Consider the following 13,666-nt stretch of genomic DNA (forward strand, 5'->3'; position numbering starts at 1 on the left):
GTCTAATTTTGAATTTATCCAAATAAATACACAGGAGCTCCTCATGTCCGTCGTTGACATTTTATCCATATTGCCTGCTCAGACCGCTGACGGTAACCCACTAGTGGGCATGCTGCCCCTGATCTTAATGTTCGTTGTGCTATATTTCTTGATGATTCGTCCACAGATGAAACGTCAAAAAGAGCACCGTAATCTTGTTTCCAACCTTAGCAAAGGTGATGAGGTCATCACAGCGGGTGGCATTCTGGGCAAAATCACTAAAATTCACGATAACTACCTCAGCGTAGAAGTCGCTGACTTAGCCGACAAGCCAGTGGAGATACTGGTTCAGCGTGCCTCCGTCAGCTCTGTACTTCCCAAAGGTACAATCAAAGCGATCTGATCAGTCTCATGCCCCGGATACTATTCCGGGGTTTGCTTATCTGCACCTGCCGTAAACACCCATGAACCGTTACCCAATCTGGAAATACCTCATCGTACTGGCGGCCCTGCTTATCGGCCTGCTGTACGCCTTGCCTAATCTTTTTGGTGAGTCACCTGCCGTACAGATATCTGGGGCAAAGTCCACCGTGCGCGTTGAGCCTGCCTTATTAAGACAGGTAGAGACTTTGCTGCAAAGCAATGACCTCCCCACTACAGGCGCCTACTTTGAACAAACTGGCTCAGTGGGTACGGCTCGAGTGCGTTTTGCCTCCACCGATGCCCAGCTCAAGGCCAAAGACCTGATTGAGCGCAACCTGAACCCGGATCCGGCCAACCCTGAATACACGGTAGCGCTGAACCTCATTCCCGCCTCGCCCAACTGGCTCACTGCCTTAGGGGCCCACCCTATGCACCTAGGTCTGGACTTGCGTGGTGGTGTGCACTTTTTGCTGCAAGTGGACATGGAAGGGGCATTAACAGCGCGCTACGATAGCATGACGGCCGATGCACGCACTCTGTTGCGTGATGCAAAAATGCCTCTGGAGCGCATTGAGCGCCAAGGCCAAAGCCTACAACTAGACTTTAGCTCTAGCCAAGCGCGTGACGCAGCATTTACTGAGCTACGCCGTCAAATGCCTGACCTGACTTTCACTTCTCAAGGCACTGATCGCCTCATAGGGAAGCTAAATGAAACCGCGGTCATCCAGGTACAAAATAATGCAGTACGTCAAAACATCACCACCCTATACAACCGAATTAACGAGCTAGGCGTTGCCGAGCCCATTATTCAGCAGCAGGGCAGTGACAGAATTATTGTCCAACTTCCCGGCGTACAAGACGTCGCTAAAGCCAAAGAAATCCTGGGTCGTACCGCCACGCTGGAAATTCGCATGGTCGAAGACTCTCCTAGTGCCACAGCGGCGTTAAATAGCGGCACAGTACCTTTTGGGCTTGAGCGCTACACAGAACGCAATGGCGTACCCCTCTTGCTGCGTCGCCAAGTTGTCTTAACGGGTGAAAACCTCCAAGATGCCCAGCCTGGCCGCGACTCGCAGACCCAACAAGCTACTGTTAACCTCACCTTAGACAGTAAAGGCTCGCGCATTTTCCGCGACGTTACCCGTAACAATATCGGTAAACGCATGGCCATCGTACTAGTGGAAAACGGCGTAGGTGAAGTCGTAACAGCTCCAGTTATCCGTTCAGAAATTCCTAACGGACAGGTACAAATTAGCGGCAGCATGACAGCGCAAGAAGCAGCCGACGTGTCCCTGCTATTACGGGCAGGCTCTCTGGCTGCTCCAATGAGTATCATTGAAGAGCGCACCATTGGCCCGAGCCTAGGAGCCGAGAATATCAAACAAGGTTTTGACTCTACGCTTTACGGCTTTATCGCTATTGCCATCTTTATCATGGTGTACTACCACCTGATGGGCGTGTTCTCCACCATCGGCCTCACGTTCAACGTGCTGTTGCTACTTGCCGTACTCTCGGTGCTCCAAGCTACTTTAACCTTACCAGGCATTGCTGCGATTGCCTTAACCTTGGGTATGGCGATTGACGCTAACGTACTCATTAACGAGCGCATACGCGAAGAATTGCGCAATGGAGCTAGCCCTCAACAGGCCATTAGCCTTGGTTTCGATCGCGCTTGGGCCACTATTTTTGACTCCAACCTAACCAGTCTGATTGTCGGTGTTGCCTTACTCACGTTTGGTACTGGCCCGATACGGGGATTTGCAGTGGTGCATTGCTTGGGCATCCTGACCTCTATGTTCTCGTCCGTGGTCGGCGTACGTGCTCTGGTCAATTTACGTTACGGCAATAAGCGTCGTTTACAGCACATTTCCATTGGACAAGTCTGGAAACCTGAAAACACCAAATAGGGCATGCAACGATCTGCCTAAGCACAACCTAAAACGTGCTTAGTGCGGGTCTCTTACAGGCAAATAAGTATCATGGAATTTTTTCGTATACACCGCACTATCCCATTCATGCGCCATGCGTTGGTGCTGAATCTGATTAGTTTTTTAACCTTTGCAGCAGCGGTCGCATTTATTGTGCTGCGCGGTTTCCATCTGTCCATCGAGTTCACTGGCGGCACGGTAATGGAAGTACATTACCAAGAAAGTGTACAAGCCGATCAGGTCAGGCAAGCGGTACAGAGCTTAGGATACAGTGACTTTCAAGTACAAAACTTTGGTACTTCACAAGACATCATTATCCGCTTACCAGCCCATGAGGGCGACGATAGTACTGTGCAAAGCGAATCAGTTATGCAGGCTTTGCAAGTCACCCATCCCGATGCTGAGCTACGTCGTGTAGAGGTGGTAGGCCCTCAAGTAGGCCGTGAGCTATTAGAGAACGGCTTAAAAGCCCTTGCTTTTGTTGTGGCTGGTATTCTTATTTATCTCGGATTCCGCTTCGAATGGAAGTTAGCGTTAGCCTGCGCCATTGCAAACTTGCATGATGTGGTCATCATTTTGGGCTTTTTCGCCTTCTTTCAGTGGGAGTTCTCTCTCTCTGTGCTGGCAGGGGTATTAGCAGTACTGGGCTACTCAGTGAACGAATCCGTTGTAGTTATGGATCGTATCCGTGAAAACTTCCGCAAGCAGCGGAAAATGGATACAGCGGGCATTATTGACCTGTCTATTACACAGAACATTTCCCGCACTATCATCACTCACGGGTCTACCCAGATGATGGTGCTTTCCATGTTCTTCTTTGGTGGCCCTACCTTACACAACTTTTCCTTAGCACTCACCATTGGTATCTGGTTCGGAATCTACTCTTCCGTTTTCGTTGCTGCCGCGATCTCTATGTGGCTCGGTGTGAAACGCGAAGATTTGGTCAAACCAATCAAGAAAGATGAAGGTGAAGTCGTAGAAGGCGAAGTTCATTAAAAAGCTTTTTGTGACGTGTGAACTGCCCTCCACGGTATATACCTTGGGGGGCAGTTCAGTTTTGTATGCTCGCTCTTGGCATCAACGTTCAAGCGATAGAATCTAGATGCGAGCGCTATTGAACGTTATACTTACCAATTATTCTTTTTGCCCTCGGGATATACACCCGCCACGGCCACATCATGTCTGATACCAATACCACTACACACTTAGCCAGCACTGGCAACGACACTCCTGCCCCACGCAAACTGTTTATCCGTACTTTCGGGTGCCAAATGAATGAGTATGACTCAGACAAAATGGCTGATGTGCTCAATGAGCAACACCCTATAGAGCTGACGAACAACCCCGAAGAAGCCGACATTATTTTGTTTAATACCTGCTCGGTGCGCGAAAAAGCACAAGAGAAAGTATTCTCGGATTTGGGTCGGGTACAACACTTAAAAGCACTCAACCCGAAGCTAGTAATAGGGGTAGGCGGCTGTGTTGCTAGTCAAGAGGGGGACACGATCGTACGACGGGCACCTTACGTCGACGTAGTATTTGGTCCACAAACATTGCATCGCTTACCAGAGCTGATTGAACAGCGCCGTGAAAGAGGCCGCCCTCAAATAGACATCAGCTTTCCAGAAATTGAAAAATTTGACGCCCTCCCCCCTGCTCGCGTAGAGGGCTACAGCGCTTTTGTTTCCATCATGGAAGGCTGTAGTAAATACTGCAGCTTCTGTGTCGTGCCTTACACGCGAGGCCCCGAGGTTTCCCGCCCCTTCGATGACGTGCTAATGGAAGTGGCCGACTTAGCGGATCAGGGCGTGCGTGAAGTCACCTTATTGGGACAAAACGTCAACGCTTATCGTGGGCCCATGGGCGCAGACAGCGATGAAATCGCTGACTTTGCGATGTTGCTGGAGTATGTGCACGAAATTCCAGGCATAGAGCGTATACGCTATACCACCTCTCATCCTAAAGAAATGACCACCCGGCTGATTGAGGCTCATGGTAATTTGCCTAAGCTAGTGCCTTTCTTACACTTGCCTGTACAAGCAGGCAGCGATCGCGTTCTGGCTGCGATGAAACGCGGCTATACGTCGCTAGAGTTCAAATCGATTGTGCGCCGTTTACGCGAAGCACGTCCTGGCATCGTCTTGTCGTCGGACTTCATCGTGGGCTTTCCTGGTGAGACAGAAGAAGACTTCCAAAAAACATTAAAGTTGATTCGTGACGTTAACTTTGACCAGTCTTTCTCTTTTGTGTACTCACGACGCCCCGGTACACCCGCAGCCGACCTTGAAGACACTACCAGCAAAGAAGAAAAACTCAACCGTCTGCATCGTCTACAGGCACTGATCAATGAGCAAGCAAAGGCCATCAGCACGGAAATGCTAGGTAGCACCCAACGTATTCTAGTAGAAAGTCTGTCAAGAAAAAGCGATACTGAACTGATGGGACGAACCGAAAACAACCGCATCATTAACTTCCCCGGCCAAGAACGTCTGATCGGGCAAATGATAGATGTGCGCGTGACTGGCGTATTAACCAACACGCTGCGCGGTGAGATCATCACTACCGAACATACGAGCGGCTCTCTATGACTCAACACAGACTACCCGTCAGCGTCAGATTAGACGGCGATAACACGCATCTGCTGAACCTGTGCGGGCCGTTGGATGAAAACCTGAAGCAGATCGCCATGGGCTACGACGTACAATTACGTCGTCGTGGCAGCCATGTTTCAATCGAAGGGGCTAGAGCGGAACAAGCCGCTCGCACCTTGGAGTGGTTCCATAACCGTGCAGTGCACCAAGCCCTTAATGTAGAAGATATACAGCTAGGCTTAGTAGAATTAGGAGCCAGTCAAGCGCAAGTAGGCGATGAAGCTTCGCCAAGTAAGATTGAGCCCGACACTCTGCCTGAATTACCTCCGCCAGGACAAGAAAATATTTTGTTGCGTACGCGCAAACGTGATTTACGTCCTCGCACCCCCCGGCAAGGGCAGTACATAGAGCACATACTTAACCATGACATTACCTTTGGGGTAGGCCCCGCTGGAACCGGGAAAACATGGTTAGCCGTTGCCTGTGCCATTGACGCCCTAGAGCGTGAGGCGGTACAGCGCTTAATCCTGACCCGTCCTGCCGTCGAAGCGGGAGAGCGTTTAGGCTTTTTACCCGGAGACTTAGCGCAAAAAGTCGATCCTTATTTACGCCCGCTATATGATGCCTTGTATGATTTAATGGGTTTTGAAAAGGTTCAGCGTTTGTTTGAAAAACAAACCATAGAAATAGCTCCCCTAGCCTATATGCGTGGGCGTACCCTAAACCACGCCTTTGTTATATTGGACGAAGCTCAAAACACCACGCCTGAGCAAATGAAAATGTTCCTCACGCGTATCGGCTTCGGTAGCAAAGCTGTTATTAATGGTGATCCGACCCAAATTGACTTGCCCCGTGGACAAGGTAGTGGCTTAAGCCATGCCACCCACGTATTACGAAACGTTTCCGGCATCGCCATCACTCAATTCACTAGTCGCGACGTGGTACGTCACCCACTAGTCGCGCGCATCATCGACGCATATGACAAAGCCGACGCCTAATTTTTCGTTCAGCGTTCAATACGCCACCCCCTGTGACATGCTGCCCCGCTGGCGTCTACGCCGCTGGGCAAAGGTAGCTACCCAAGTCATTGCCGAAGAATGGCAAGCTTTCGGTGGTGAGCTTCATGGTCTAAGCCTGACATTACGTATTGTTGATGCAGAAGAAGGGCAAGCCCTAAACCGTGAGTACCGTCAAAAAGACTATGCGACTAACGTACTAACGTTTGAATACGGAGCAGATCCCGATATGATTTGGCATGGCGATATCGTACTGTGCTTACCTGTCTTGCAATCCGAGGCTGCCGAGCAAAAAAAGCCGCTATTGCACCATGCTGCTCACCTGCTTATTCACGGCTGCCTGCACGCTGTTGCCTATGACCACGAAGACGAGGAGGATGCTGAGCATATGGAAGGCTTAGAAAAAGATATTCTTGCTCGTCTGGGTATTCCTGACCCTTATCAACACGATTCGCTGTAGTTAGTGCAATTTTCGGTTATGCTAATTCCTCTTTTAACTCGTCCTACGGACAATGTCAGACTCAGCCCCCGACCCCGATTCCCGCTCAGCTAAGGCTAGCGCCAGCCCATTAACACGCATTACGGCGTTTTTTTCACGGCGCTCCCAGCCTGAGGACAAGGAAGATATCAAATCAATACTCGATTCGGCTCATCAACGCCGCATTATCGACGATGAGTCCTACACCATGATTGGTGGCGCCCTTGATATGGCCAGCAAAACAGTGGCTGATGTCATGGTGCCCCGCTCAAAAATTGATATGCTGGACATCAGTAAACCGCTAAGCGAGTTACTGCCTTATATTATCGAAACAGGACACTCACGCTTCCCCGTTTATGAAAACGAACGCGACAATATCGTGGGCATTTTATTAGCCAAAGATCTACTGCTTTCGGTCGCTAACCCCGCTATCGATCTGCGTCCGTTAGTGAGGCCTGCCGTATTTATTCCTGAAACCAAGCGGCTTAATGTACTGCTGCATGAGTTTCGCAGCAGTCGCAATCACTTAGCCATGGTGATTGATGAACACGGCGGCACAGCTGGCCTAATCACCATGGAAGACGTGCTGGAGCAAATCGTTGGTGACATCGAGGATGAATACGACGAAGAAGCCGAACAAACCATATTTCAAGCAGGCCCCGACAGTTGGCGAGTCATGGCGTTAACTGAAATCCCTGACTTTAACGAAGCCTTTGATACTCGGCTGCCCAATGACGACTTCGATACCATCGGTGGATGGCTAGCTTCGCGCCTTGAACACATCCCACGGCGTGGCGATGTTGTACAACAAGGCTCTATTAGCATTACAGTAGTGCGCGCTGACGCTAAGCGAGCACTTTGGTTACACGTACAACGACAGAATGCACACGACGCCCACGACACCCCCCCAGACCAACATTAACCCTTCCATCGGCACATATATCATATTGTTGCTCCTGGGGGGCATGCATGCATTCAGCTTCGCCTTAGGTACCTTGCCGGCATGGTTCTTACCTTTTGCCCAAATTACCCTGTTTAGTGCCTTTACCGTCTATGTGTATCGTGCTCCCACCAAACGTTCGGCCTTTCTGCGCGGCTGGGTATTTTCTTTTAGCTTTTTGCTCACAGGTATACACTGGCTGTATAACAGTATGCATGTGTATGGTCACATGCCCGCGTTCTTGGCCATTAGCGCAGTAGCGCTATTTGCTGCATTCCTCGCGCTACTGCCCGCTTTAAGCTGCCTATTGTTTGCTTTGTTACGACAACGCGCCGCCTTGTCTCATCAACTCAGCCATTTGTTACTATTAAGCACTATTTGGGCAAGCTGCTGGACCTTAGGTGAATGGATACGCGGCATTATTTTTACTGGCTTTCCATGGCTAAATATCGCCTACGCACATATAGATAGCCCCTTGGCTGGCTGGATTCCTGTAGTGGGAGCCTATGGCTTAGCTTGGATAGCAGCCTTTGGTAGCGCGGCGATTGCGACGCTGGTTATTTACAAAGATCAACTCCAGCCTGAAGCCTCCTTTACCAGCTTAGGAGTTGCCTTAGCGTTGGTCCTGATCGGCATAGTGCTCAATCAAGTGGCTTGGTCACGCCCCGATGGCGCGCCCTTCATTGCACGTCTAGTCCAAGGCAATATCCCTCAGGCTGAGAAATTCGACCCAGACACCATGCTGGAAGGGATACAACGTTATCGTGAGTTGACCGCGCTTGCCCCAAAAGAGCCCGAAGCTGCACCAAGCTTAATCGTATTGCCAGAAACTGTACTACCCATGTTTCAGGATAGTTTCGACCCTATTTTCTGGCAAGAATGGATCGCGTTGGCACAACAACTCAAGGCCGACCTACTCCTGGGCGTGCCCTTAATTCGACAAACCGAAACAGGCAGCACCTACACCAACAGCGTGATTTTGATTGACAGCAACACCCAGGCAGAAGACATTATTCAAGCCCAAATTCCAGCCTACCACAAGCACCATTTAGTCCCCTTTGGTGAGTTCGTTCCTGTTGGTTTTAAATGGTTTGTCGACATGCTGCAAATCCCCTTAGGAAATTTCCAGCGTGGCCCCCTACCCCAAGGCAGCTTTACCTTGCAATCGGCACAAGTGGCCCCTAACATTTGCTACGAAGACGTATTTGGCAACGAGATTCGCCAATCCGTGCTCCCCAATGGCACTAGCCCTGGGGCTAATGTTTTAGTCAACGTTAGTAACTTGGCGTGGTTTGCGAGTGCTCAAGCACTTTATCAACACTTACAATTTTCGCGCATGCGGGCGGTAGAAACCGCCAGACCGATGCTGCGTGCGACCAACACAGGCATTACCGCTGTGATTGATGCTCGCGGACAAGTAAGAGCAAGCTTAGCCCCCATGGTTACGGGCGTTTTAGATGCCGAGGTACAAGGAAGAGCAGGCCTTACCCCTTATGTACGCTGGGGAGACACACCGGCCCTGATGCTAATAGGAATATGGTTAGCGCTAGCCCTAGGACTAGGTTTACGCAGAAATGTTCGTACTGGAGCGTAAAACACATTAATGGCTGATTAAGCATGATCAGCCATGCCTGCTCTACTACTGCTGCACCTGTTCTGCGGCAAATAGCTCATGTGTTCTATTCTCGTTCCAGTCTCGGCACCAGCTCTCAAACTCATCTGCCGGTAAAGGTGGCGAACACCAGTAGCCTTGTAGCATGTTACAGCCTATCGCTTGCAATGGCCCTATTTGCTCTATCTTGTCCACGCCCTCTGCCACTACCTCTAGCCCTAAGGTGTGTGCCATAACCACCATCGCTTGAACCAAAGCCATATCTTCTGAGCCCACATGCAAATTGCGTATATAAGCATGATCTATCTTGAGCAGGCTGATAGCAAAACGCTTTAGATACGAGAGCGATGAATAGCCCGTACCAAAGTCATCTAATGCTACGTCGATATTATGCTCACGCAACTTACGCAACTGGCCCATCGTTTGCTCTTGGTTGTCTAACAACAAGCGCTCGGTAATTTCTATAATTAGGGACTCGCAAGGGATATTGCGTTGATGCATAAACTGAATCCAATCATCAACACAAGTACTGTTCAACTTTAACTGTGCTGCTGACACGTTGATCCCAATTTGAAAATTGGGGTCAAGATGCTGACGCAAGTAAGCTGCCTGCAGCGCCGCCTGCTCAAATACCCACTGACCAATTTCGACGATAAGCCCAGTGTCCTCTGAAAATGGGATAAATTCTGAGGGTGGCACCAAACCTAGCTGTGGGTGCTCCCATCGAATCAGCGCCTCGGCTTTGGTCACTAGACCGGTCTTCAAATTGAGCACTGGCTGATAGTAAAGTCGAAACTGCTGGCCTTGAATAGCGGCTTGCAAATCTTGGGAAAAATGTATCCGGGCTTGCACTGCCTCACCCATAGCAGGAAGAAAGCGGCAATACTGATTACGCCCACATGCTTTAGCCGCATACATAGCCATATCGGCATTTTTTAATAGCTCGCCAGCATCATTGCCGTCTTCGGGATATAAAGTAACACCTAAGCTAGCAGATACCGTGGCCATATTATTCCCCAACACAAAAGGCCGAGCAATATACCGCAGCATATCCTCACAAATTCTGTCTACGACTTGTTCGTTATTAATATCCGGCACGATCACCGTAAACTCGTCCCCTCCAATGCGGGCCACCGTGTCCGACTCCCGTACACAGCTTTGTAATCGCCGAGCAACTTCTTGTAAAAGCGAATCGCCTTCTTTATGCCCCAACGTGTCATTAACGTCTTTGAAAAAGTCCAGATCCATAAAAATCAAAGCGAAAGGCAGCCCTGTTTTACGAGAGCGCTCCATGGCGCCTTTGAGCCTATCTTGAAACATCTGGCGATTCGGTAGACCGGTAAGATGGTCATGATGAGCTTGCTTCCACATTCGCACCTCACGTTCTTTGTGCGAGGTAAGGTCAGTAAACAATCCTATAAACCGATACACCGTGCCATCGGGATTCCACGCGGTACTAATGGTGAGCCGCTCAGCGTACTCGCTACCATTCTTCCGTTTACTCCAAATATCCCCTTGCCAACGTCCTGTTTCGAGCACTTCCTTCCACAAAGTCTTATAAAACTTTTCAGTTTGTCGAGTAGAACCCAAGATACTTAAGGGCTGACCGCGCACTTCAGCTAAGCTATAGCCACTAATTTGACTTAAAGCAGGATTGGCATCAACGATTACGCCATAGCGATCAGTGACCACTATAGCCTCGCTGGTGTTTTCATACACCACGGCGGCCAAACGACTATTCACTTCATTCCGAACACGCCCGCTAATGTCTTGTACCAAAGCAACGGTACTGATAGCCCCGTCACGCAGGATGGTTTGCTCACAAACCTCAACATCTATCTGTGTGCCATCACCACGCATAGCCCGGGTTTCATAACGTCTGCTACTTTCATCGCTAGCTATTGCCCCAGGGATTACTGTCGAGAGCGAAGGAAACCGAGGAGTTAAAAACACCTCTGCCACAGTTAAGCCATACATAGCATGCCGCTTATACTTCAAGGTTTTCGCTAACTTGCTATTCACAAAACTGAACCGATCTTCTTGCGTAATATATATACCCAACAGCGGATTGGCGCTAAGTTTGAGATATATTTTTTGCAGTTGATCGAGCTGTTCTTTATACGTGTGTCGCTGAGCCTCAAGCTGTGGTAAACGAGTAACGTACTGCTGCAACAGCCTCGTTAGCCCTTGCATTTCGCTAAGCCGCGGAGCAGAAGCAATTGCCTGGTACTCCCCCCCATCAAGCACTTTTTTAACCTGTTGATCTAAGCTCATCATGGGACGAACCATATGTCTCCATAGCACAGCAAAAGCAGCTAACAGAGCCATACCGTTAAGGATGAGCAAAAAGTTAAGCCACCAGTCATAACGTTGCTCTACTTGATCGCGATCATAGATATAAGAGAGCAGTAGCTGAAAAGCTTGATGAACTTGCAAGAAATCGTTGGTGTGCTGGCGACTCTCTAGATGCGTTGTTTCTACTCCGATAGCATCTGCAGCACTTTTTTGATTGGTGGCCCAGCTTTTCTCTAATCGCAATAAGCTGGGTTGGTAATGTGGAGCCAACGCAGGAACATACCCCTTGGGAGTGTCCCCTCCAGAGCGCAACAAGTTCATTAGGCTGGCAAACCGGTCTGCGCCATTACTGGTTGGTATCGTCCCCCCACTTACATATGACTCACTGATCAATAAAAGCTCATTGAGCACCACAGAGGTTGCCCTAGTGATGGCTTGGGAGCGCTGCTGCTGGTACAACCCCCAAGACGTCACACTAAACAGTATTAGCAGCCCGCAAAAGACCAGCACTAGCAAGCGTTGCATGCTGATACGCTGAGGTGCTTCTAAAAGAGGGGAGCTCATCGGGCTTGAGCACAACTTAGCAGACATAGCGCCTGTAAAAATGAAATGCTTGACGAACTGATTGTAACAACAGAACGCTACAAAACGTAATTTTTGCAATTTAAATCTCAAGCTTCAATGTACGCCGTTACCCCTTGATTACTATGCCCTAAGTATTTATCAGAGACTAGGATCCATAAGCCACAGAAGATAAAAAACATGACAACGCCTGCAAAAAATGCCAGGTGTGTTACACCCGGCCCGCCTTCCGGTCACGAAAACCAGGAAGGCCATAATCATAATAACTATCACCGCAACCTAGGTCGTGGTGTTCACCTATACGTCTTGGAAAAAACGGCCGCAAACTCGATGTATCTAGAGAAAACTAAGGAAAAACACTTTTTGAGGAAAAAAACGCAGCTAATTCAACTTTTTTAGAGAAAAGGCTTGCATAAAAAAAACACATGGGTCATAATCTTATTTCTTCGCAAGGCAACTTACTAAACACTTAGAAAGTCACCTTAAAACGGGGGTATAGCTCAGCTGGGAGAGCGCTTGCATGGCATGCAAGAGGTCAGCGGTTCGATCCCGCTTACCTCCACCAAAACGAAGAATAGCAGTAAAGTACAGTCCCCTTCGTCTAGAGGCCTAGGACACCACCCTTTCACGGTGGGTACAGGGGTTCGAATCCCCTAGGGGACGCCACCATTTGTGGCATATGCTGCGGAGCGGTAGTTCAGTTGGTTAGAATACCGGCCTGTCACGCCGGGGGTCGCGGGTTCGAGTCCCGTCCGCTCCGCCAACAAATTCCTGAAAAGGGTTAGCGCAACAACGCACTAACCCTTTTTATTTGAAAGACTTGAAAAAAGTGTTTCACAAGCAGTCCTAAGTCCCCTTCGTCTAGAGGCCTAGGACACCACCCTTTCACGGTGGGTACAGGGGTTCGAATCCCCTAGGGGACGCCACCTATTTGTGGCATATGCTGCGGAGCGGTAGTTCAGTTGGTTAGAATACCGGCCTGTCACGCCGGGGGTCGCGGGTTCGAGTCCCGTCCGCTCCGCCAACAAATTCAAAAACCCGACGATATTTTCGTCGGGTTTTTTTATGCCTTTTCTTCAAAACCGTTGGTACATGCCCATTTTTTGTTTTGCTCGGCTACTCAGGTTATGCTTTAGCAATAGCGTAACTCAAAGAAGACTGAGCAGACATGTCTGATTCCATCTTACTTACTGGCCAACGCGGCCCCAGTGATCATCACCGCCGGCAACAAATCATTGCTCAAGCCAATGCACACTTTCGGCTCTATGGGTATCGCAAGACCTCAGTCGCCAGCCTAGCAAGAAATATAGGTGTATCCAGTGCCTACTTGTATCGTTTTTTTGACTCTAAGCAAGGCATCGGCCAAGCCATTTGCCAATCTGTACTAGAGAATATTACGGCGCAGCTTGAAGCGGTTGTGTACGGTTCAGGAACGGCTATAGAACGTCTACGTGGCTTCACTCAAACTGCTCTAGACCTTAGCATTGACTTATTCCTTAACGAAGGACGAATGCAAGAGGTAGTACTAGAGGCCATTTCACAAAAATGGCCTGCGGTACTGCAATACGAACGTGATCTAGAGCGCCTGCTGACTGAGCTCATTCGCTCCGGGCGGCAAAGTGGCGAGTTTGAACGCCGCTGTCCAATTGATGAGGTCGCGTTAGGCGCTATGGTTGCGCTGAGCGCAAGCTTGCACCCTGCCCTACTTGAACTACAAAGTGCCCAAGAGGCGCAGCACAGCCAAGTGCTTGCTACGCAACTCATCTTGCGTAGCCTTATGCCTTAAAAAGTTACTTTTTAAAAAAACCGTAACCTAAAGAGC

General features: G+C 49.5%; 10 protein-coding genes and 5 tRNA genes. 14 read left to right on the forward strand and 1 reads right to left on the reverse strand.

Going from position 1 to position 13,666, the window contains the following annotated elements:
• The first annotated feature begins 43 nt into the window (after positions 1-43).
• The 8 genes from yajC to lnt all read left to right on the forward strand — a co-directional run bounded on the left by yajC (position 44) and on the right by lnt (position 8,949).
• On the forward strand, positions 44-382 hold the full coding sequence (gene yajC / locus OSH01_RS00865) for a preprotein translocase subunit YajC (protein WP_266122167.1): 339 nt from the start codon (positions 44-46) through the stop codon (positions 380-382).
• 61 nt (positions 383-443) lie between these two features.
• Entirely contained in the window at positions 444-2,309 is a 1,866-nt protein-coding gene (secD, locus tag OSH01_RS00870) for a protein translocase subunit SecD (protein WP_266122168.1), read from the forward strand.
• 72 nt (positions 2,310-2,381) lie between these two features.
• Positions 2,382-3,326: a protein translocase subunit SecF gene (gene secF / locus OSH01_RS00875; protein ID WP_266122169.1), complete on the forward strand. Its 945-nt coding sequence runs from the start codon at positions 2,382-2,384 to the stop codon at positions 3,324-3,326.
• 182 nt (positions 3,327-3,508) lie between these two features.
• Positions 3,509-4,918, forward strand: coding sequence for a tRNA (N6-isopentenyl adenosine(37)-C2)-methylthiotransferase MiaB (gene miaB / locus OSH01_RS00880; protein ID WP_266122170.1), 1,410 nt, complete (start codon positions 3,509-3,511; stop codon positions 4,916-4,918).
• Entirely contained in the window at positions 4,915-5,919 is a 1,005-nt protein-coding gene (locus tag OSH01_RS00885) for a PhoH family protein (RefSeq protein WP_266122171.1), read from the forward strand. Before miaB ends, OSH01_RS00885 begins: the two co-directional genes overlap by 4 nt.
• Positions 5,900-6,397: an rRNA maturation RNase YbeY gene (gene ybeY, locus OSH01_RS00890; RefSeq protein ID WP_266122172.1), complete on the forward strand. Its 498-nt coding sequence runs from the start codon at positions 5,900-5,902 to the stop codon at positions 6,395-6,397. Before OSH01_RS00885 ends, ybeY begins: the two co-directional genes overlap by 20 nt.
• A gap of 52 nt (positions 6,398-6,449) precedes the next feature.
• Positions 6,450-7,337: an HlyC/CorC family transporter gene (locus OSH01_RS00895; RefSeq protein ID WP_266122173.1), complete on the forward strand. Its 888-nt coding sequence runs from the start codon at positions 6,450-6,452 to the stop codon at positions 7,335-7,337.
• Between the two features lie 43 nt (positions 7,338-7,380).
• Positions 7,381-8,949: an apolipoprotein N-acyltransferase gene (gene lnt, locus OSH01_RS00900; protein ID WP_266122174.1), complete on the forward strand. Its 1,569-nt coding sequence runs from the start codon at positions 7,381-7,383 to the stop codon at positions 8,947-8,949.
• Between the two features lie 45 nt (positions 8,950-8,994).
• On the opposite strand, the gene OSH01_RS00905 is transcribed toward lnt, so the two are convergent.
• Positions 8,995-11,826, reverse strand: a complete 2,832-nt coding sequence (locus OSH01_RS00905; protein ID WP_266122175.1) for an EAL domain-containing protein — start codon at positions 11,824-11,826, stop codon at positions 8,995-8,997.
• Between the two features lie 507 nt (positions 11,827-12,333).
• Between OSH01_RS00905 and OSH01_RS00910 the strand changes: the two genes are divergently transcribed.
• The 6 genes from OSH01_RS00910 to OSH01_RS00935 all read left to right on the forward strand — a co-directional run bounded on the left by OSH01_RS00910 (position 12,334) and on the right by OSH01_RS00935 (position 13,630).
• Positions 12,334-12,409, forward strand: a tRNA-Ala gene (locus OSH01_RS00910).
• 25 nt (positions 12,410-12,434) lie between these two features.
• Positions 12,435-12,510, forward strand: a tRNA-Glu gene (locus OSH01_RS00915).
• Between the two features lie 20 nt (positions 12,511-12,530).
• A tRNA-Asp gene (locus OSH01_RS00920) sits at positions 12,531-12,607 on the forward strand.
• 87 nt (positions 12,608-12,694) lie between these two features.
• Positions 12,695-12,770, forward strand: a tRNA-Glu gene (locus OSH01_RS00925).
• A gap of 21 nt (positions 12,771-12,791) precedes the next feature.
• Positions 12,792-12,868, forward strand: a tRNA-Asp gene (locus OSH01_RS00930).
• 144 nt (positions 12,869-13,012) lie between these two features.
• Positions 13,013-13,630: a TetR/AcrR family transcriptional regulator gene (locus OSH01_RS00935; RefSeq protein ID WP_266122176.1), complete on the forward strand. Its 618-nt coding sequence runs from the start codon at positions 13,013-13,015 to the stop codon at positions 13,628-13,630.
• Positions 13,631-13,666: the final 36 nt, after the last annotated feature.

Origin of the sequence: Alcaligenes endophyticus, assembly GCF_026344035.1 — a bacterium.
GTDB classification, from domain to species: domain Bacteria; phylum Pseudomonadota; class Gammaproteobacteria; order Burkholderiales; family Burkholderiaceae_B; genus Alcaligenes; species Alcaligenes endophyticus.